The 20,330-nt window shown below is 63.5% G+C and carries 20 protein-coding genes; 12 read left to right on the forward strand and 8 right to left on the reverse strand.

The window, feature by feature from the left end; all coding sequences use genetic code 11:
* Window positions 1-6 precede the first annotated feature (6 nt).
* Entirely contained in the window at window positions 7-1,236 is a 1,230-nt protein-coding gene (locus tag KUF59_RS00625; protein WP_212456413.1) for a ubiquinone biosynthesis hydroxylase, read from the reverse strand.
* Between the two features lie 196 nt (window positions 1,237-1,432).
* Here KUF59_RS00625 and tesB point away from each other — a divergent pair, with 196 nt between their 5' ends.
* On the forward strand, window positions 1,433-2,293 hold the full coding sequence (gene tesB / locus KUF59_RS00630; protein WP_212456412.1) for an acyl-CoA thioesterase II: 861 nt from the start codon (window positions 1,433-1,435) through the stop codon (window positions 2,291-2,293).
* A gap of 16 nt (window positions 2,294-2,309) precedes the next feature.
* On the opposite strand, the gene KUF59_RS00635 is transcribed toward tesB, so the two are convergent.
* Window positions 2,310-3,194 carry a DUF4339 domain-containing protein gene (locus KUF59_RS00635; RefSeq protein WP_212456411.1) on the reverse strand — a complete coding sequence of 295 codons (885 nt, stop codon included), beginning with the start codon at window positions 3,192-3,194 and terminating at the stop codon, window positions 2,310-2,312.
* Between the two features lie 239 nt (window positions 3,195-3,433).
* On the opposite strand from KUF59_RS00635, the gene KUF59_RS00640 reads away from it, so the two are divergent.
* The gene (locus tag KUF59_RS00640; protein WP_212456410.1) at window positions 3,434-3,772 is read left to right on the forward strand and encodes a P-II family nitrogen regulator; all 339 of its coding nucleotides are present in this window, start codon (window positions 3,434-3,436) and stop codon (window positions 3,770-3,772) included.
* A gap of 134 nt (window positions 3,773-3,906) precedes the next feature.
* A complete protein-coding gene (locus KUF59_RS00645; protein ID WP_212456409.1) occupies window positions 3,907-5,214 on the forward strand; it encodes an ammonium transporter in 1,308 nt (435 codons plus the stop codon).
* 24 nt (window positions 5,215-5,238) lie between these two features.
* On the opposite strand, the gene KUF59_RS00650 is transcribed toward KUF59_RS00645, so the two are convergent.
* On the reverse strand, window positions 5,239-5,655 hold the full coding sequence (locus KUF59_RS00650) for a hypothetical protein (protein ID WP_212456408.1): 417 nt from the start codon (window positions 5,653-5,655) through the stop codon (window positions 5,239-5,241).
* 504 nt (window positions 5,656-6,159) lie between these two features.
* Here KUF59_RS00650 and KUF59_RS00655 point away from each other — a divergent pair.
* Together KUF59_RS00655 and KUF59_RS00660 are read left to right on the forward strand one after the other, a co-directional pair.
* A complete protein-coding gene (locus KUF59_RS00655) occupies window positions 6,160-6,498 on the forward strand; it encodes a P-II family nitrogen regulator (RefSeq protein ID WP_258768082.1) in 339 nt (112 codons plus the stop codon).
* Window positions 6,499-6,534: 36 nt separating this feature from the next.
* On the forward strand, window positions 6,535-7,983 hold the full coding sequence (locus tag KUF59_RS00660; protein WP_212456407.1) for an ammonium transporter: 1,449 nt from the start codon (window positions 6,535-6,537) through the stop codon (window positions 7,981-7,983).
* A gap of 220 nt (window positions 7,984-8,203) precedes the next feature.
* Here the strand turns inward: KUF59_RS00660 and KUF59_RS00665 are convergent, their stop codons facing one another.
* Window positions 8,204-9,334: a DUF3800 domain-containing protein gene (locus KUF59_RS00665; RefSeq protein WP_212456406.1), complete on the reverse strand. Its 1,131-nt coding sequence runs from the start codon at window positions 9,332-9,334 to the stop codon at window positions 8,204-8,206.
* A 192-nt stretch (window positions 9,335-9,526) separates the two neighbouring features.
* Between KUF59_RS00665 and KUF59_RS00670 the strand changes: the two genes are divergently transcribed.
* Window positions 9,527-9,931 carry a GFA family protein gene (locus KUF59_RS00670; RefSeq protein WP_212456405.1) on the forward strand — a complete coding sequence of 135 codons (405 nt, stop codon included), beginning with the start codon at window positions 9,527-9,529 and terminating at the stop codon, window positions 9,929-9,931.
* A gap of 219 nt (window positions 9,932-10,150) precedes the next feature.
* On the opposite strand, the gene KUF59_RS00675 is transcribed toward KUF59_RS00670, so the two are convergent.
* Window positions 10,151-10,933 (reverse strand): GGDEF domain-containing protein, encoded by a 783-nt coding sequence (locus KUF59_RS00675; RefSeq protein WP_258768083.1) that lies wholly within the window; start codon window positions 10,931-10,933, stop codon window positions 10,151-10,153.
* 307 nt (window positions 10,934-11,240) lie between these two features.
* Here KUF59_RS00675 and KUF59_RS00680 point away from each other — a divergent pair, with 307 nt between their 5' ends.
* The 4 genes from KUF59_RS00680 to xth all read left to right on the forward strand — a co-directional run bounded on the left by KUF59_RS00680 (window position 11,241) and on the right by xth (window position 16,847).
* Complete coding sequence (locus KUF59_RS00680; protein ID WP_212456403.1) at window positions 11,241-12,455, forward strand: aminotransferase class I/II-fold pyridoxal phosphate-dependent enzyme; 1,215 nt, start codon at window positions 11,241-11,243, stop codon at window positions 12,453-12,455.
* A gap of 8 nt (window positions 12,456-12,463) precedes the next feature.
* Window positions 12,464-14,938 carry a DNA translocase FtsK gene (locus KUF59_RS00685; protein WP_212456402.1) on the forward strand — a complete coding sequence of 825 codons (2,475 nt, stop codon included), beginning with the start codon at window positions 12,464-12,466 and terminating at the stop codon, window positions 14,936-14,938.
* Window positions 14,939-15,102: 164 nt separating this feature from the next.
* Window positions 15,103-15,864, forward strand: coding sequence for an outer membrane lipoprotein carrier protein LolA (locus KUF59_RS00690; RefSeq protein WP_212456552.1), 762 nt, complete (start codon window positions 15,103-15,105; stop codon window positions 15,862-15,864).
* Between the two features lie 167 nt (window positions 15,865-16,031).
* Window positions 16,032-16,847 carry an exodeoxyribonuclease III gene (gene xth, locus KUF59_RS00695; protein ID WP_212456401.1) on the forward strand — a complete coding sequence of 272 codons (816 nt, stop codon included), beginning with the start codon at window positions 16,032-16,034 and terminating at the stop codon, window positions 16,845-16,847.
* Here xth and KUF59_RS00700 read toward each other — a convergent pair whose 3' ends face one another.
* Both KUF59_RS00700 and KUF59_RS00705 read right to left on the reverse strand, forming a co-directional pair.
* The gene (locus KUF59_RS00700; protein WP_212403298.1) at window positions 16,848-17,291 is read right to left on the reverse strand and encodes a cyclic nucleotide-binding domain-containing protein; all 444 of its coding nucleotides are present in this window, start codon (window positions 17,289-17,291) and stop codon (window positions 16,848-16,850) included. It abuts the gene before it with no gap.
* A 59-nt stretch (window positions 17,292-17,350) separates the two neighbouring features.
* Entirely contained in the window at window positions 17,351-18,037 is a 687-nt protein-coding gene (locus KUF59_RS00705) for a response regulator transcription factor (RefSeq protein WP_027525091.1), read from the reverse strand.
* Window positions 18,038-18,237: 200 nt separating this feature from the next.
* Here KUF59_RS00705 and KUF59_RS00710 point away from each other — a divergent pair, with 200 nt between their 5' ends.
* Together KUF59_RS00710 and KUF59_RS00715 are read left to right on the forward strand one after the other, a co-directional pair.
* Window positions 18,238-18,807, forward strand: a complete 570-nt coding sequence (locus KUF59_RS00710; RefSeq protein WP_212456551.1) for a L,D-transpeptidase family protein — start codon at window positions 18,238-18,240, stop codon at window positions 18,805-18,807.
* 6 nt (window positions 18,808-18,813) lie between these two features.
* A complete protein-coding gene (locus KUF59_RS00715; protein ID WP_212456400.1) occupies window positions 18,814-19,599 on the forward strand; it encodes a 2-keto-4-pentenoate hydratase in 786 nt (261 codons plus the stop codon).
* A 41-nt stretch (window positions 19,600-19,640) separates the two neighbouring features.
* On the opposite strand, the gene KUF59_RS00720 is transcribed toward KUF59_RS00715, so the two are convergent.
* A complete protein-coding gene (locus KUF59_RS00720) occupies window positions 19,641-20,330 on the reverse strand; it encodes a YggS family pyridoxal phosphate-dependent enzyme (RefSeq protein ID WP_212456399.1) in 690 nt (229 codons plus the stop codon).

The raw sequence follows: 20,330 nt of genomic DNA on the forward strand, positions 1-20,330 counted from the left end.
CTCGCCTTACAACGCCTCGCCCTTCAACAGTTTTGGCACGTCGCCGGTAAGTCCGGCCGCCTCGCGGATGAAGAGATTCTTCAGCGGCGGGGCGCGGTCGACGAGGCCGAGGCCGATGTCGCGCACGGTGCGCAGAAGCGTCGACTTGTTGGAGAACAGGAAATTCAGCGTGTTGGTCGCAAGCCCCATCGCCATGGTGTCGAAGCGGCGCCAGCGCTGATAGCGCTCGAGCACGTCGGCCTGGCCGATATCGATGCCGAGCCGTGCCGCATCGACCACGACTTCCGCCAGCGCCGCAACGTCCTTCAGGCCCATATTGAGGCCCTGGCCCGCGATCGGATGGATGACATGCGCGGCATCGCCGACCAGCGCCAAACGCTCCGCGATGAAGGAGCGCGCCACGAAATAGGACAGCGGAAACGCGCGCGGCTTGTCCAGCGCCTTCACCTCGCCGAGATGCAGGCCAAAGCGCTGTTCGAGCTCGCTGTGAAATTCCTCGTCACTGAGCGCGATGATGCGCGCGGCCTCCGCGCGTCGCTCGGTCCACACCAGCGACGAGCGCTTTCCCGTGAGCGGCAGGATCGCAAACGGACCTGCGGGAAGAAAATGCTCTTCGGCGCGGCCCTCATGATCGCGCTCGTGACCGACGGTGACGACGATGCCGGATTGATCGTAGTCCCAGCCATGGGTGGCGATCCCGGCGCGTTCGCGCAGTTTTGACTTCGCGCCGTCGGCCGCGATCAAGAGGCTCGCGGCAATGGTGCTGCCATCGCCGAGCGTCACGTCGATGCCGTCGGGGCGCGCGTCATAAGACGTCACAGCCGTCGCCCTGAGATCGACGCCGGCGGCTTCCGTGCGCGCAACCAGCGCGTCGATCAGCCGCCTGTTCTCGACCATATGCGCAAAAGGCTCGCCCGGCGCGACATCGCCGGCGAAGGTCAGGAAGGTGGGGCGCGTCGCGTCTTCCAGCTTGGAATCGGTGACGACCATATCAAGGATCGGCTGCGCCTCGCCCCTGACGTCGTCCCAGGCGCCGATCGCCTCGAACAGCCGGCGGCAAGCCGCGACGATGGCGGTGGCGCGAGGATCGCGGCTCGGCCGCATGCTGAGGGCGGGATCAGCGACGATTACAGGAATTTCGGGCCCCAAGCCCTGGCGCAGCGCCAACGCCAGCGCCAGGCCGGCAAACGCGCCGCCGCCAATGACAATACTTCCTTGGCTACCCTGTACTGACATACCCGAAATCCCGGTCAATTCTTGGACTTGCTAGCAGGTTATAGCTGGGCGAAACAGTGAGATGAAACAAGGGCCGTTCCTCGCTGTCATTCCGGGGCGCGCAAAGCGCGAACCCGGAATCTAGAGGTTACTGGCTCGAGATTCCGGGTTCGATGCTCCGCATCGCCCCGGAATGACGAAATCCGAAAGCGACCCCATGTCCAAAAGCCTGATCGACCTCATCGCCATCCTCGACATCGAGCAGCTCGAGGTGAACCTGTTCCGCGGCAACAGCCCGAAGACGAGCTGGCAGCGGGTCTTTGGCGGCCAGGTGATCGGCCAGGCGATGGTCGCGGCCTGCCGCACCGTCGAGGGACGGCTGCCGCATTCCTTGCACTGCTACTTCATCCTGCCTGGCGATCCGCAGGTTCCGATCATCTACCAGGTCGAGCGGCTGCGCGACGGCAAGAGCTATTCGACGCGACGCGTCACCGCGATCCAGCACGGCAACGCGATCTTCTCGATCATGGTGTCGTTCCATGCCGAGGAGGAGACCGCGTTCGATCATCAGGAGAAGATGCCGGATGTGCCGCCGCCGGATAAGCTGACGGCCGAAGAGGTCGCCAAGCAGCCGATGTTCCGCGAAATGCCGGAGTTCATCCGCCGCTACTACGAATCCGATCGTCCGATCGAGCTACGCCCGGTCGAGCTCGGCCGCTACTTTGGCCAGAAGATCGAGGACGGCCGCATCCATGTCTGGATCAAGACCGCGGCGACGCTGCCAGACGATCCGGCGCTGCACATGTGCGCGCTCGCCTATGCGTCGGACTTTTCGCTGCTCGATGCCGTGATGGCGCGCTACGGCCGTACGCTGTTCGACAAGCGGATGATGCCGGCGAGCCTCGACCACGCGATGTGGTTTCACCGCCCGTTCCGCGCCGACGGATGGCTGCTCTACGCGCAGGATTCGCCGAGCGCACAAGGCGGCCGCGGGCTGACCCGCGGCCTGATCTTCAAGCCCGACGGCACGCTGGTGGCATCGGTGGCGCAGGAAGGCTCCGTGCGTCAGCGCAAATAGCCCTGACGCTTCACGCTCAGGCGTGCGCCATCGCGCCGCGTTCGACGACCGCGAATTGCGACACGTACCAGGCCACGTACCAGCGCAGCACCCACGGAATCGGGATGATGAAGCCGCAGGCGATCACGAACACCAGCGTGCGCCACAGGATCTGCAGGCCCGAGCCGTTGAACGTGACTTCACGCCGCGTGCCGTCGATGTTGCTGCACATCCAGCGCATCCAGAACGCGAGCACCCAGGCCCAGCCGATGATGGTGATCGCGGAGATCAGCATCAGGACATACCAGCCGATATAGCCGATCGCGCTGCCCTTGAACGAGATCGGCAGGCGTTCGCCGTTCGACGTGAGGTTTGCGGCGATCCACCGGATGATCATCCAGTTGAGGAAGGCCTGGAGCACGGTCGCGACAAGTTGCACGAACGAGCTGCCGCTGGCGCCGGCGTAGCTCAACAGCGCTGTGCCCATCAGCACGTACCAGATGTCCATCGGCTGGCCCGCGAAGCCGAAGTTGGGCCGGCCCGGCACCTGGATGTGGGACGACATCCATTGGTAGAACCAGCAGGCGACCCACGGCGCCGGAATCACGAGCAGCATGCCGATGACGAACACGATGCTGCGGCCAAGCAGGCCGAACACGCTGACGTCAGTTGAAAGCGGGCCGCTTCCGCCACCGCCGGCACTGGCGCGCGTGGCAACGCCGCCCATCTGCGGAACGACCGGAGGCCCACCGGCGCCTGCCATCAGGCCGGGGATTTCTGCCGCCTTTTGCCAGCCGGCCATGCCCTCGGACCAGACCAGAGTATCGGCCCGCACCACGCCCTGTGCGATCAACTCGCGGAATTGTGCTTCTTGATAGGGCCCCTGCTGCTTGCCCTCGGATGCGTAGAACCAACTCGCCATAGACGCCCCCCTTCCTGACTTACTTATGTGCCGATTGGGACAGGCAGGTTCACCCGATCCGGCCCCAAACGGAAATTTTGGAAACAACCCCATGCACTGTACAGAGGCGCGGGTGTGTCGTCCCCCGCGTTTTCCCCCTTCATTCTGCAACTTTTTTATGCCATTTGCCTAGAAAGATGCCAAATTGACGCAGCGCCACCAAACCGCTGCGTGGCGAAGCCCGGGGATAAGGCCTGACCATGAAACTCGTCGTCGCGATCATCAAACCCTTCAAGCTCGATGAGGTGCGCCAGGCGCTGACATCGATCGGCGTCCACGGCATGACGGTGACCGAGGTGAAGGGGTACGGCCGCCAGAAGGGTCATACCGAGATCTATCGCGGCGCCGAATATGTCGTGAACTTCCTGCCCAAGCTTCGGATCGAAATCGCGGTGCCGTCCGAGATCGCGGACAAGGCGATCAGCGTGATCACATCGACCGCGCGCACCGGCCAGATCGGCGACGGAAAGATCTTCGTCACGCCGATCGACCATGCGCTGCGCATCCGCACCGGCGAAACCGACAGCGACGCGCTCTAGATTTTTGTTTTGACGCGTTTTCTTTACGCGAACCGGTATCCACTTCGCTCGAAAGCGCTCTGACTTCGTCTTCGATCCGACGCGGGCAACGACGCCAACGCGTGCGGTCGCGATAACATGCTGGGGGAAACGACATGGCGGGATTGGTGCGCCGCGCAGCCAGGACGGCTGCGCCGATCGCGATCGCATTTGCGACTTCACTGGTAACGCCGGCGCAGGCCGCGACATCGGACATCAGCCCCGCTGACACCGCCTGGATGATCGTCGCCACCGCCCTGGTGCTGATGATGACGATCCCGGGACTCGCGCTGTTCTATTCGGGCATGGTGCGCAAGAAGAACGTGCTCGCGACCATGGCGCAGAGCCTCGCCGCGGTGACGATGATTTCCATCCTCTGGGTCGCGTTCGGCTATTCGCTGGCCTTCGTCGGCGACGGGCCCTGGCTCGGCACGCTCGACCGCTGGTTTCTCGCCGGCATGACCATGGACAGCGTCCATCCGGGCGCCAAGACGATTCCGGAAGCGTTGTTCATGCTCTACCAGATGACGTTTGCGATCATCACGGTAGCGCTGGTCGCAGGCTCGGTCGCCGACCGCATGCGCTTCTCGGCCTATCTCCTCTTTTCAATTGGCTGGTTCATCTTCGTCTACATCCCGCTCGCACATTGGGTGTGGGGCGGCGGCTTCCTCGGCAGCATGGGCGTGCTGGATTTCGCCGGCGGTCTCGTCGTGCATCTGTCCGCCGGCACCGGCGGCCTGGTCGCCGCGACGGTGATGGGACGCCGTTACGGCTATGGCAGCGAAAATCTCTCGCCGTTCGATCTGTCGCTCGCGGTGATGGGCACGGGCCTGCTGTGGGTCGGCTGGTTCGGCTTCAACGGCGGCTCGGCGCTTGCGGCCAACTCACGCGCGGTGATGGCGATCATCGCAACCCATCTGGCGGCCTGCGCCGGCGCACTGACCTGGGGCGCGATCGAATGGTCGACGCGGCGAAAGCCCTCGGTGCTCGGCATGATCTCCGGCGCGGTCGCAGGCCTCGGCACGATCACGCCGGCGTCCGGCTACGTCGCGCCCTGGCACGGCATCGTCATCGGCATCGTCGCCGGCGCCATCTGCTACTGGGCCTGCACCTGGCTGAAGCAGCGCTTCAACTATGACGACTCGCTCGACGTGTTCGGCGTCCATGGCATCGGCGGACTGACCGGGACCCTGCTTGCCGGCGTGTTCGCGACCTCGGCCATCGGCGGCACCTCCGGGTTGTTCGAGAACCATCCGCAGCAGGTCCTGATCCAGCTTTACGGGATCGCGGTGACCTTCGTCTGGTCGGGCGGGGCAACCTTCATCCTGCTCAAGCTGGTCGGCCTGTTCGTGCCCTTGCGAGTCTCGAAGGAGCACGAGCTCGAGGGGCTCGACATTTCCCAGCACGGCGAGGCGCTGCAGTAGGCGCCGGGTTCACAGGGCCAGGAACTACAGGGTCAGGACGAAGACGCCGGCAAGCGTGAGCGGCGCGACGACCGGCGCGTCACGGCGTGTGGCATAGCCAATGGCTGCGGCGGCGAACAGGCCCACCGAGACCACGATAAAATAGCTTTCCATCGTGAACCAGGGCAGCAGCGCAATCAGCGTCTTGGCGACGCCGTATGAACCGCCGATCGACGGGACGACCACGAGCAGGACAGCCGCCCCGGCGATGATCCAGACGCCGGATGCCAGCAGGGATCGGTCGCTCCATCCCGTGCCGCGATCAAGGGCAAGCATCGCGAGGCCGCCGAGCAGCAGGATGAGGTTGTTTCCGTTGGTCGCTCTGCGGGTGCGCAGATTGTCGATCAACAGCGGCAGGATGGCCAGCAGGAACCCCGCCAGCTTGACGATAAGCGGAAGCATGGGAGGTGCATGGACGCCCCGTTCAGGACAATGCCGCCCACCGATCTTGCGGACCAGGATCTGCGGCCAGGGCGTCGACGCTAAGCGCGAATTCGTAAAACAACCCTTGATTGGGCTCTTTGGATTGTTGCGCGTTTCTCGCGAGCACGCGCGCGGGGTTCGACATCCCCGGAACGGTGAGGCGCTGCAGGAGCCGCCTATCAGTAATTAGACACCGTTTCCTTGCCCGGCGCATGAGCAACAATGTGTCGGGACATTGTCATGCCTGCGTTTTGAGCAGGCGTGGCTAGGTTTTGAGCGCGACGTAATAGCGCACTGCCTCGCAGTACCCGACAAACGCGAAAAGTCCCGTTTTCATAATCCGTTAGGCAAGCCCTTCGATCTGGCACGGCATTTGATTCTATGGGCCCGGCTGTGCCCGCGTAGTGAAACGTCTCTCTCGTGGCGAACCAGTCGAGAAGCGCCCGGCCACGTCCGGACCGGGCCCAAGCGGGGATAGGACCCATGAAAATTGTTATGGCGATTATCAAGCCATTCAAGCTGGAAGAAGTCCGTGACGCCCTGACCGCCATTGGCGTTCACGGACTCACGGTGACGGAAGTCAAGGGATATGGCCGGCAGAAAGGCCATACGGAAATCTATCGCGGTGCCGAATGCGCCGTGAGCTTCCTGCCCAAGATCAAAATCGAGGTCGCGATCGCCTCCGACCAGGTCGACAAGACCATCGACGCGATCACCTCCGCAGCCAAGACCGGCCAGATCGGCGACGGCAAAATCTTCGTCATCAACCTCGACCATGCGGTTCGCATCCGCACCGGCGAGGCCGATGCCGCGGCGCTTTGATTTCGCGCTCAACCCAATTCAATCAGGAGAAATGCAATGACGTCTAAGCGTCCCTACGGCGCGGGATTGGCGGCCCTCGCAGTCGGCATGTTCGCTGCGACCGCAGCCTACGCCGAGCCAACAGTCAACAAGGGAGACAACGCCTGGATGCTGACATCGACAGTGCTCGTGCTGTTGATGACGATCCCCGGCCTCGCGCTGTTCTACGGCGGCCTCGTCCGTTCCAAGAACATGCTCTCCGTCCTGATGCAGGTCTTCTACACGGTCTGCGTCGTCACCGTGCTCTGGGCCCTCTACGGCTACAGCCTCGCCTTCACCGGCGGCTCCGACTTCATCGGCGGCTTCTCCAAGGCCTTCATGATGGGCATCACGACGGACTCCAAGGCAGCGACCTTCAGCGTCGACGCCAACATCTCGGAGCTGGTCTATGTCTGCTTCCAGATGACGTTCGCGGCGATCACGCCCGCGCTGATCGTGGGCGCTTTTGCCGAGCGCATGAAGTTCTCGGCCATTGCGCTGTTCATCCCGCTCTGGGTCACGCTGATCTACTTCCCGATCGCGCACATGGTCTGGTACTGGGCGGGTCCGGACGCGATCCAGGACGCTGCCAAGGCGATTGCCGCGGCGACTGACGCGGCCGCGAAGACGGCAGCCGAAGCCAAGCTCGCCGAGATCAAGGCCGACGCCGGCTGGATCTTCAAGAAGGACGCCATCGACTTCGCCGGCGGCACCGTGGTGCACATCAACGCCGGCATCGCCGGCCTCGTGGGCGCTCTTCTGATCGGCAAGCGCGTCGGCTACGGCAAAGAGTTGATGGCCCCGCACTCGCTGACCATGACCATGATCGGCGCCTCGCTGCTCTGGGTCGGCTGGTTCGGCTTCAACGCCGGCTCCAACCTCGAAGCCAATGGCGGCGCTGCGCTCGCCATGACCAACTCCTTCGTCGCCACCGCAGCCGCCGCGCTGTCGTGGATGTTCGCGGAGTGGATCCTGAAGGGTCATCCCTCGGTGCTCGGCGCGCTCTCCGGCGCGGTCGCGGGCCTCGTGGCGGTGACGCCGGCGGCCGGCTACGCCGGTCCGATGGGTGCGATCGTCCTCGGCCTCGTCGTCGGCATCGTCTGCCTGTTCTTCTGCACCGTGGTGAAGAACTCGCTCGGCTATGACGACTCGCTCGACGTGTTCGGCGTGCACTGCATCGGCGGCATCGTCGGCGCTCTCGGCACCGGCATCCTGGTCAACCCGGCTTTGGGTGGCGCTGGTGTCATGGACTACACCGCGATCCCGCCGAAAGTCGGCGATTACGACCTCGTGGCGCAGATGACCGCCCAGATCTGGGGCGTCTGCACCACGCTGGTGTGGTCGGGCATCGGTTCGGCGATCCTCTACAAGGTAGTCGATGTGATCGTTGGCCTGCGCGCCAATGTCGAGACCGAGCGTGAGGGCCTCGACATCGCCGAGCACACCGAGCGCGCCTACAACATGTAACTCTCTCCTCCCGGATGCGATCTCTTCGGGGATCGCATCCAGACCTACGGTTTGGGCACATACCCGGCAATGCCCTGACCGTTGAGGGGCTCCAGCGCAAGTTGGAGCCCCTTTCTTTTTGTGATCGCGGTGGTTGCAGAAAAAGGGGCGCGTTGTACCTCTCAAGCCTGAAATAGCTCACTCAAGGAAGTCGCCATGTTCGAGTGCTCGATTGAGAGGATCATTTGTCGTCCGCGCTCGGGGTCAGATGCTTTTTCATTTCAGCTAGAGCATCATCCGACAGCCGAATTGCAATTGTCGCTCCACCGCTGATCTTGACCTTCAGGAGCGCAACTCCATTGACGTATCTGACGTCAATTTTTTCCGCGCTCAGCATCGGTGCGAGGCTGCTGTTCTGATATGCCCCAGTTGCCCCTAGAAACACTGAGATCGCTTCGAAGAGCCTGGGTTCATCAAACGCAAGGGCGAAGCGATCTCCCATCAATCCGTCGAATCCCAGATAAGTGAGTTGCCCTCCACCGGCTCGCCACGTCGCGGTGCGTTCTACAGGAATGATCGGAATCGGGCTGCCGTCTTCGTACAGATGTCGAACAGCTAGGTTCTCTTCGACCTTTAAGTTGACGGAGTGTTGGGATCGCCTGCTAAGCGGCCATGCCTCCAGCGCCATTGATGACTCTTCGCCATTGGTCCCCATGTATGCAAACATGTGGGGGTGCTCCACGAGGCTTTGAAAGTCCTTGCGGGGAGGTCGCTTTGGCTTTTCGCCGCGCATAGTCGGATAACGCCAATCCTTTGCGTATTTGGTGCTCTGCCAAGCCAGTAGGTCTGCAGCACCGAGTAGTGGTGTTCCCACCTTAGACCCGAAAACGACGCTATCAATTTCGCGTGGCAGTTTCCTTGCGATATGACCGTATGCTTCGCTGCGGTTCGCATGACCGGCCTCAAAGAAGTAGGAGACGTTCCCGCTTACCCTCTGCATCCTGAGAAAGGACTTTACTGCCTGAACGCAGCCAGCCGCACAGTCGCTGTAAACATCTGGTGCCTCGGACAGGGTTTTGTAGCTATCCACGCTCGCAAAAATGGAAAAGCCCTCGACGGTATATTTTTTGATGATGGCGATTAGCTCGGTAACAAGCTCGATCCTCTCCGGCTTGCTTAGGGGCGCAAAGATGCCGTTTCCATGAGCGCAGTCCACCATATGAAAATATGCCAGTTGCCGTCGCTGTAAGGCCTCCACCCATTTTGCCTGCATCCGTCTGGCAGCTTCGGTGACCACGAAGTAGCCCGACAAGCAGAAGATGCCTGACTCCTCTTCTAAATCTCCACTTTCATCGAAGTACGCCTCAAACATGCGCAGCATCTCTCCGACCGGCCCGAGGACCTCCCAGTTACCCTAAAAGGCGTGCACGGCGGTCCCGGCGCTCCTCATGGCAACCGATTCCGTTTGGGTATTGCAAGTATAACATTCGCAAGAAAGGGATTGCCAAGCGCAGCCGACGGCGCAGAAATACCAACCTCAAGAAAACAACAACGGGAGGTCGTCATGCGGTTGGAAGGTGGATGCTACTGCGGCGAGGTGCGCTATGTCGCCGAGGGCGATCCGATGATGCAGGCGCAATGCCATTGCCGCGAATGCCAGTACATCACGGGCGGCGCGCCCAACATGTTCATCGCCATGCCGGCAGACGGCTTCACCTACATCACCGGTAAGCCAAAGCAGTTTACGCGCAAGGATCTGGAACGCGCCGTCACACGCGAGTTCTGCTCCGAATGCGGCACGCACCTGGTGACAAAAGTTCCGGGCCTGCCGGCCGTGGTGGTGAAGGTCGGCTCGATGGACGAGCCGGCCCAGTTCCAACCGCAGATGGCGATCTACACCTGCGATAAGCAGGCCTTCCACCAGATTCCCGCTGGGATAGCGACGTTCGAGAAGCTGCCGGGGCGGTAGGGGCGGGTCACATCGCGCAGCTCGTCATGCCCGGGCTTGTCCCGCCTGCGGGGCCGAAGCCCCTTCGGCGCGGCGAAGGCCCGGGCATCCGCGTTCTTGGCACGACGGGAAAAGTCGTGGATGGCCGGGACAAAGGCGAGCGGAAGCGACGCCGTCCTTTGGACGGCTATGCCCGGCCATGACGATGTGGAAACAACTCAATCCAAAAAGAGACGGAATTTACGCCGCCAACGACTGGTCATCCGCCTGGACCACACGGTCGCGGCCGCGGCGTTTCGCGGCGTAGAGCGCACGGTCGGCGATCCGCATCAGCTCGGACAGCTCCGCATCGGCGCAGGACACCGTGAAGCCGAGGCTGATGGTGACGCGCTCGAGATTTTCGCCGATCGGAATTTCACGCGCGGCGCAGGTGATCCGGAGCGCCTCCGCATATTGCTCGGCCTCGTCGCGGGTGACGCCGACCATGAGGCCAGCAAATTCCTCGCCGCCATAGCGTGCGACCAAGACGCCTTCCTTGCGCGCGAGCTGCCGCAGCACGTCGGCCACCTCGACCAGCACCTTGTCGCCGGACTCGTGACCAAAACGGTCGTTGATGGATTTGAAGTGGTCGATGTCGCACAGGAACACGGTGACGGGCACGCTGCGCTTGCGCGCCGAGGTCAGCGCCAGCGCAGCCGCATCGTCAAAGCCGCGCCGATTGAACAGGCCGGTCAACTGGTCGGTCTGGGAGATGCGCGACAGTTCGCTGCGGGTGAGGGTGAGCTCCTGCATCAACAGCGCCGAGCGATAGCTGAGCGCGCCGGACACCGCGGCCGAGATCAGGGTCGCAATGCAAAGGCCGAAGCCGACGATATAGCCGACCGTCACGGTCGCGCTGAAGTCGGTGCCGAAATGCAGCAGCAGCGTCGTCGCCGTCATGACGATGGTCAGACCCGCTGATATCGCCATGCGCCTGCCGGTGTGGCGAAGAACATCGCCATGCGTGGAAATATGAATGGTCACGAACCCGCCCCGTTGCCTGGGCGCAGCCATAGCACCGACGGGACGAACGAATCGCCAAGGCAAAAATGAAGTTGGCCGGGGCAGTTAACGATACGCGAGGCGCTTGCCTAAAATGCCCCGCACCGAGCGGCAGGGCTTGCGCATCCCTTGGCGCATCCCGTTGTTATCGGCCGAATTATTCGGCGCTGGACGGACGGGCCGGCCGATGGTTAATCGCGTCTTAACCTCGCCCTATCTATGGTGAACTGAAACGCTTCCCGCCGGCGCTCCCGCGCGACCGGCTGTTCCAAGAGTACTGGCGCCCAGAATGGCTATGACCGCTTCATCCCGTGCGCCGCTAGCCGGTGGAAGCTCCGACAACCAACGCTCGCCCTTCGTCCGGCTGAACGAGCTGCTGGCGCCGCATCAGCCCGGCAAGCCCTTGATTTCGCTCGCGGTTGGTGAGCCGCAGCATCCGGTGCCGGATTTCGTCGGCCCTGAGCTCGCCAAGCACATCGCCGATTTCGGCCGTTACCCGATGAACCAGGGCACCGAGCCGTTCCGCCAAGCAGCGGGCGCCTGGCTGTCATCGCGCTTCAGGCTGCCGCGATCGCTCGACCCCAAGAGCGAGATTCTGGTCCTCAATGGCAGCCGAGAGGGGCTGTTCCTCGCGGCGATCGCAGCAGCGCGCTATGTCGGCCCGCGTCCCGGCAAGCCCGCGATCCTGATGCCGAACCCGTTCTACCCGGTCTATGGCGCTGGTGCCGGCGCTGCGGCCTGCGAGTCGATCTATCTGCCGACGACAGTCGAAAACGGATTTCTGCCCGATCTCGACGCCATCGACGAAGCGACACTGGCACGCACGGTCGCATTCTATCTGGCCTCTCCCGCCAATCCGCAGGGCTCGGTCGCCAAGCCCGACTACTTCAAGCGGTTGAAGAGCCTCGCCGATCGCTACAACTTCATGATCCTCAGCGACGAATGCTATTCCGAGATCTACACGCGCGAAGCGCCGGGCAGTGCACTTGAATGCGCCGGTCCCGACTTCACCCGCGTGGCTGCGTTCCAGTCGCTGTCGAAACGATCCAACCTGCCGGGCCTGCGCGTCGGCTTCGCCGCCGGCGACAAGAAGTTCATCGGCATGTTCCTCGAGCTGCGCAATATCGCAGCGCCCCAGGTGCCGGTGCCGCTCCAGCATGTCGCAACCGTTGCCTATGGCGACGAAGCGCATGTCGAGGAGAACCGCAGGCTCTACCGGATCAAGTTCGATCTCGCCGACCAGATCATCGGCAATCGTTACGGCTATCGCCGGCCCGACGCCGGCTTCTGCGTCTGGCTCAATACGTCGGAGCTCGGCGACGACGTGTCCGTAACCCTCAAGCTCTTCAAGGAGGCCGGCGTGCGCGTGGTGCCCGGCTCCTATCTGGCGCGGCTTCAGCCCGACGGCTTCAATCCCGGTGCCGGCTACATTCGCCTGGCGCTGGTGCAGGATAGTGAGACCACGGCGCAGGCGCTGCACCGGCTGGTCGAAACTCTGGGTTAGGCGGGCCCATGAGCATGTCGGCAATCGAACGTGTCATTCCCCTGGTCGGCCATCTGCCTCCGTCGATCCGCGAGGCGCTGACGAAGCGCCTGCGCGAGCTCACCGGTTTCGGTCTGATCGGACTGACCGGCATTGCGTCGGCTGCGCTGATGACCTGGTCGGTGCAGGATCCCAGTCTCAGTCACGCGACCTCGCGGCCGATCCGCAACATTCTCGGCTATGCCGGCGCGATCGGCGCCGACCTGTCGATGCAGATCCTCGGCCTCGGCGCGATCATGCTGATCCTCACCGTCGCGGTGTGGGGTTGGCGCATGATGACCCATCGTCCGTTCGATCGCGAGGCGCTGCGGCTCGGCTCCTGGATTCTCTGCACGGTCATCGCCGCCGGTTTTGCCAGTTGCTGGCCGCATGGCGGCGCCTGGCCGTTGCCGACCGGGCTCGGCGGTGTCGTCGGCGACGCGCTGGTGCGCGCGCCGGCCGTGATCTTCGGGCCCGCCAGCACGATCTATCGGCTGATCCTCGGCGCGTTGCTCTTCGTTGCGATGGCTGCGACCTTCCTGATCGCCTGCGGTTTTGGCGCACGCGAGCAGGACGAGGAGCTGACGCCGATCGAGGACGACGATACGCCGTTCGAGGAAGAGGGCGAGGATCGCGGTTCCGTGTCGCTCGGCTGGCTGTTCCATGCCGTGATGAGCACCAAGGCGCGGCTGGTCTGGTTGTGTGGCGCCGCCTATCGCTCGCTGGTGTCGAGCGGAGCAAAGCCTCGCGCGGTTTCCTTCGACCGCCAGGAACCCTCTCTCGGCGGCCGAAAGGCGCCTTCGATTTCGCCGCACGCTGACGACGAGGACCACGAGGAGGAGGAGGAAGACGTCGAGGAGGAGGACGAGGAAGAAGAGGAGGCGCCCGCCGCACGCGCGCCGCGCAAGAAGGCGGCCGCGAAAACGCCTGCGAAAAAATCCTCCGACAAGTTCGATCTTCCCTCCGTCTCCATGCTGGCCGCGCCGAAGGCCGGCGACCGCCAGCCGCTCAGCAAGGCCGAGCTGGAAACCAATTCGCGCTCGCTCGAAGGCGTGCTCGGGGACTTTGGCGTGCGCGGCGAGGTCGTGAAGGCCAATCCGGGTCCGGTCGTCACGCTTTACGAGCTGGAGCCTGCGCCCGGCATCAAGTCCTCGCGCGTGATCGGCCTCGCCGACGACATCGCTCGCTCGATGAGCGCGCTGTCGGCGCGCGTCGCTGTCGTCCCCGGCCGCAACGCCATCGGCATCGAGCTGCCGAACGCGCATCGCGAAAAGGTCTATCTGCGCGAGCTGCTGGTCGCCAAGGAAGCCACCGACACGGTGGCAAAGCTGCCGCTATGCCTCGGCAAGACCATCGGCGGCGACCCCGTGATCATCGATCTCGCGCGCACGCCGCACATGCTCATCGCCGGCACCACCGGCTCCGGCAAATCGGTCGCCATCAACACCATGATCCTCAGCCTGGTCTACCGGTTGCGTCCGGACCAGTGCCGCCTGATCATGGTCGATCCAAAGATGCTCGAACTCTCCGTCTATGACGGCATCCCGCATCTGCTCACGCCCGTCGTGACCGATCCGAAGAAGGCGGTGGTCGCGCTGAAATGGGCCGTGCGCGAGATGGAAGAGCGCTACAAGAACATGGCCAAGCTCGGTGTGCGCAACATCGACGGCTACAATGCGCGCCTGCTCGAGGCCAAGGGCAAGGGCGAAGAGCTGACGCGCACGGTGCACACCGGCTTCGACAAGGAGACCGGCAAGGCGATCTACGAGGAAGAGAAGCTCGCGCTCGATCCGCTGCCCTACATCGTCATCATCGTCGACGAAATGGCCGACCTGATGATGGTGGCCGGCAAGGACATTGAAGGCGCGGTGCAGCGCCTCGCACAGATGGCGCGCGCCGCCGGCCTGCACGTGATCCTCGCGACACAGCGTCCGTCGGTCGACGTCATCACCGGCACGATCAAGGCGAACTTCCCGACCCGCATCGCCTTCCAGGTCACCTCGAAGATCGACAGCCGCACCATCTTGGGCGAGATGGGTGCCGAGCAACTGCTCGGCCAGGGCGACATGCTCTACATGGCGGGCGGCGGACGCATCAGCCGCGTACACGGACCCTTTGCCTCGGACGAGGAAGTCGAGAAGGTGGTGCGCCACCTCAAGACGCAGGGGCAGCCGGAATATCTCGAAGCGGTCACCGCGGAAGAACCGACCGCCGACGAAGACGGCGCGGTGTTCGATGCGACCGGCATGGGCGCGGACGGCGGCGGCGACCTGTTCGCGCAGGCGGTTGCGATCGTCAAACGCGATCGCAAGGCCTCCACCAGCTACATCCAGCGCCGGCTCCAGATCGGCTACAACCGCGCCGCCTCGCTGATGGAACGCATGGAACTGGAAGGCATCGTCGGCCCCGCCAATCACGCCGGCAAACGCGAGATTCTGGTCGAGGAAGAAGACAGCCATATGTGAGGCAAGGGCTCCCGGGCCTGCCTCGGAATGCGATTTTCACGCAAAAACGATATCCGCTTTTGACCGAAATCACGGTAAAAGGGCGCCTAGCCACACAGGACGACGCGTTGATCAGAACTCCGAAAATTCCGCTTGCCGCTTCCTTTGCTGCGCGAGGCGCGCGCATCGGGGGCGCGCTTCTCGTCACTGCGTCCCTGCTCACGGCGACGTCCTATGCGCAGACCGTGCCCGTTCCGAAGCCGGCGCCGAAGGGCCGCGACGGCGGATCGGCCGATACGCCGAAGGGTCCGGCAACGACCGGCGCGACGCAGGCGCCGCCGAATCCGATCATCCCCGATCCGCGCCGCAACGTACCGAGCAACATCTTCCAGACCTTCGATGCCACCCAGAAGGCGCAGGCCGCCAAGGCGAGCGCCTATCTGTCGTCGATGCAGACGCTGGTCGGCAATTTCGTGCAGGTCGGTCCCGACGGCAACAAGACCCAGGGCGACTTCTACATCCAGAAGCCCGGCAAGATGCGCGTCGAATACGATCCGCCGAACCCGATCGACATCATTGCCGACGGCTCATCGCTGGTGGTGCGCGACCGCAAGCTTGCGACCCAGGACGTCTATCCGCTGTCGCAGACGCCGCTGCGCTTCCTGCTGTCCGACCGCATCGACCTGATGAAGGATACCAACGTCATCGGCGTCACCGCGGACGATATGTTCGTCAGCGTCACCATCGAGGAGAAGCAGGCGCTGGTCGGCACCAGCCGGCTGTTGCTGATGTTCGGCGCCAAGGACGGCCAGTTGAAGCAATGGACCGTGACCGATCCGCAGGGCTACGACACGACCTTCGCGGTCTACAATCTGGATTCGACCAAGAAGCTCGATCCCGGCATGTTCAAGATCGATTTCACCAATTACAGCGTGCCGCCGGGTTAGAGCCTTTTCCGTTCCGATGGAATCGGAACGGGGCTCTAGACTCTTGTTTGACGCGTTTTCTTGACGCGAACCGGTATCCACTTCGCTCGAAAACGCTTTGGGAAACGGTGGGCACGGCGCTTTGCGCCTTTGCCCACCCTACAACGGCTTGCTAAGACGCAACTCCCATGCGTCTTTCCCTGACAACCTGGAACATCAACTCGGTGCGGCTGCGCATCGACCTGGTCGCGAAATTCCTGAAGAGCGCGCGGCCGGACGTGCTGTGCCTGCAGGAGACCAAATGCATCGACGATGCCTTTCCGCTCAAGCGTTTCAAGCGGCTCGGCTATGAGCACGTCGCGCTGAACGGACAGAAGGGCTATCACGGCGTCGCCATCGTCTCGAAGCTGCCGTTCGAGGACAAGGACATCCGCACTTTCTGCGACAAGGTGGATTCGCGCCACATCTCGGTATCCTTCGGCGAGAAGGCGAATATCGCAAAGCCGCTGGTGCTGCATAATTTCTACGTGCCGGCCGGCGGCGACATTCCCGACCCCGCACTGAACGAAAAGTTCGACCACAAGCTCCGCTTCCTCGACGAGATGAAGGCGTGCGAGCCGCTGCATCCGCGGGGCGAGGATCGCCACATCCTGGTCGGCGATCTCAACGTCGCGCCGCATGAGAACGACGTATGGTCGCACAAGCAGCTTTTGAAGGTGGTCTCGCACACGCCTGTTGAGACCGAGAAGCTCCTGGCGGCGTTGGCGGCCGGCGAGTGGATCGACGTCGCGCGCGAACGCATCCCGATGTCGGAGAAGGTCTACACGTGGTGGAGCTACCGCGCCGCGGACTGGACCGTCGGTGACCGCGGCCGCCGGCTCGATCACATCTGGGTCTCACGCGCGCTGAAGGACGCGGTCAGCGATTTCAAAATCTTGCGCGATGCCCGCGGCTGGGAGCGGCCGTCCGACCATGTGCCTGTCACCGTGACGCTGGACGTCTGATCAGATGCTCAGCTTCGCGCCGGCCATCAAGATGTCGCTGGCGATCTGGCTGGCGCGGACCGCAAACTCGTCGCGCAGCCGGCGCGCGGCGGCGGGATCGCTCTCCAGCACACGCTGAAACAGGCTGCGCGCGATCCGGATCACCGCAGAGTGCTCGATCGCGATCGCCGTCGACGGCCGTTTCATCGGCACCACCAGCGCGAGCTCGCCGATCAGCGTGGCGGGGCCCGCGATCATCTCGGCACCAGCGCCGTCCTCGACGCGAAAGGCGCCGCGCTGAACAACGAAACCGGCGTCGGCTTCATCGCCCATGTTGAAGAGGGTGTCGCCGCGCGCAAAGCCGCGCTGCTCGGAGCCGATCGCGAGCATGCGCAACGAGGCGTCTCCCAACAGGCGCAGTGTCGGGACTCGCTCGAGCAGCGCTACGTCGTCTTCGATCGACATTCAGGACCGAGGCTCAAGGGACCGGCGAAAACGGTCGAATCGTAGGTCCTTCAAGCGTATCACGGCACCAGCTTGTAGCCACCGGCTTCGGTGACCAGGATCTCGGGGTTGGCCGCGTCCTTCTCGATCTTCTGGCGGAGGCGGTAGATGTGGGTTTCCAGCGTGTGGGTGGTGACGCCGGAATTGTAGCCCCAGACCTCCTGGAGCAGGGTCTCGCGCGAGACCGGCATCTGGCCGGCCCGGTAGAGGAAGCGCAGGATGGCGGTTTCCTTCTCCGTCAGCCGCACCTTGCGGGCATTGGCCGCAGTCAGCATTTTTGAGCCGGGGCGGAAGGAGTAGGGGCCCACCGAGAACACCGCGTCCTCGCTGGCCTCGTGCTGGCGGAGCTGGGCGCGGATGCGGGCCAGCAGCACGGCGAAACGGAAGGGCTTTGCCACATAGTCGTTGGCGCCGGATTCCAGGCCCAAAATCGTGTCGGAATCGGTGTCGTGCCCGGTCAGCATGATGATCGGGGCCTTGAAGCCGCCCTTCCTCAGCGAGCGCACGACCTCGCGGCCGTCGGTGTCGGGCAGGCCGACGTCCATCAGGACGAGATCGGGGGAATTGGCCTTGGCCGCGCTCGCGCCCTTGGCGCCGGTGTCGACGGCGGAGGCCTCGAACTCTTCGTGCAGCGATAATTGCTCCACCAACGTATCGCGCAGATCGGAATCGTCATCCACGATCAGGATCTTGCGGGCATTGGCCATGGGGTCATCCTTTTGGGGTCGGGCGCGCCGCAGGTGCATGCCGCGCCCAGTCGCGATGGTAAGTTGAGGGTCGGCTGATTTATTGTTGTTCGTGTTGAAGTAGTGGGCTGTTACCGATTCACAAGCCAGAACCACTCTAACTCAGAATAACAGGTCATTTTGATGAATGTCCTGTAATGAAGCTGCCATCCCGCATTCATATGAAAAGACATTCTGCATCAGTGGCTTACGCCAAGAAAACCACCGCAGGGCCGCTCTCGGCGATCACTGTGAGGGCCGCCGCCGGTAACCCGCGGCGGGGCTGGCTGACCGCGGGACCGCTCGTCATTCCCGTGGCGCTGGGGCGCGGCGGCATCCTCGCCAACAAGCGCGAGGGCGACGGCGGCACCCCGAAGGGCAGCTTCAGGCCGCGGCAGCTCTGGTGGCGCGGCGACCGACACAGCCGGCCCAAGACCTTCCTGCCGGTGCGCGCGATCAACCCCGCGGACGCCTGGTGCGAAGACCCCACGGACCGGCATTACAACCGGCCGATCCGGCTGGAGCGGGAGCAGGGCGGCGACCGGCTGACGCGGGCCGACCATCTCTATGATTTCATCGTCGAGATCGACCACAACACGCGGCCGCGCATCCCTGGCCGGGGCAGTGCCGTCTTCCTGCATCTTGCGCGCGACAATTTTGGCCCGACCGCGGGCTGCGTCTCGATGACGAGACGAGCCATGCTGCAACTTTTGCGGCGGATGGGACCGCGAACAAAAATCATCATCGGGTGAGGGACCATGCTCGAGAAGGACGGAATCTCAGCCGCGTCGAAAACCCTGTTCGACCATTGGCGCGCGGGCACCAAGCTCGGCGAGCTCGAGGCCGCGCAGCGCCCGCGCAACCGTGCGGAAGGCTATGCGGTGCAGGCCGCGCTCGAATCGCAGTCATCGGAAAAATTGTTCGGCTGGAAGATCGCGGCCACCAGCGAGGCCGGACAGAAGCACATCAATGTCGCGGGTCCGATGGCCGGACGTATCTTGAGCGATACCGTGATCGCCGACGGCGGCACGGCTTCGATGAAAGGTAATGCGATGGCCGTCGGCGAGCCGGAATTCGCCTTCCGCATGGCGCGGGACCTGCCGCCGCGGCCTACGCCTTACAGCGTGGACGAAGTGCTCGCCGCCGTCGGCAGCCTGCATCCCGCGATCGAGATTCCGGACTCGCGCTTCGCCGATTTCGTCAGCGCCGGCGAAGCCCAGCTCATCGCCGACAATGCCTGCGCGCATCTGTTCGTGCTGGGCGCGTCAACGAGCGCGAACTGGCGTGCGATCGATCTCGTCGAGGAGCGACCGACCATCACGCTGCGCGGCCGGACTTACATCGGTCACGGCAAGAACGTGCTCGGCGATCCCCGCGCCGCACTCGCCTGGCTCGCCAACGAGCTCAGCGGCCTCGGCCTCACGCTGCGGACAGGGGAGGTGGTGACGACAGGCACGTGCCATCCGCCATTGCCGATTCAGGCCGGCGATCATTTTGCCGCGGATTTCGGCGTGCTGGGAAAGGTGTCGGTGAGGTTTGCGTAGTAACCGATGTCGTCCTGGCGAAAGCCAGGACGACTGCAAAACTATCTGTGCCCGAAAATCGCAGACCCCACGCGGACATGCGTGGCTCCGAGCGCAATCGCGGTCGCAAAATCCGCGCTCATGCCCATCGACAAATTCTTCAGCCCGTTGCGCGCAGCGATCTTCGCGGTCAGCGCAAAATGCGAAGCCGGCGGCTCGTCGACCGGCGGGATGCACATCAACCCGGAAATCTGAAGTCCATAGGTTTCGCGGCAGCTCGCCAAAAACGCATCGGCTTCCGCAGGCGCGATACCGGCCTTCTGCGGCTCCTCGCCGGTATTGATCTGCACGAAGAGCTGCGGGTGCTTTTTCTGGGATTCGATTTCTTTGGCTAACGCCTGGCAAATGCTGGGGCGGTCCACCGAATGGATGGCGTCGAACAGCGCCACCGCCTCCTTGGCCTTGTTGGACTGCAGCGGCCCGATCAGGTGCAGGGCGATGCCACCGTAAGCGGACGTTAACGCTGTCCACTTGCCTTTGGCTTCCTGCACGCGATTTTCGCCGAATACGCGCTGTCCGGCTTCGATAATGGGCGTGATTGCGTCAGCGGCGAACGTCTTGGACACCGCGATCAGCGTCACCGAGGCCCGATCGCGCCGCGCGTCCTTGCAGGCACGCGCGATCTCGGCTTCCACGGCGGCGAGCGCGTTTGGTGAATCCGCGGTTAGCGGCGAGGCGTTGGCGTGTGTCAT

The organism is Bradyrhizobium arachidis (assembly GCF_024758505.1).
Classification (GTDB): domain Bacteria; phylum Pseudomonadota; class Alphaproteobacteria; order Rhizobiales; family Xanthobacteraceae; genus Bradyrhizobium; species Bradyrhizobium manausense_C.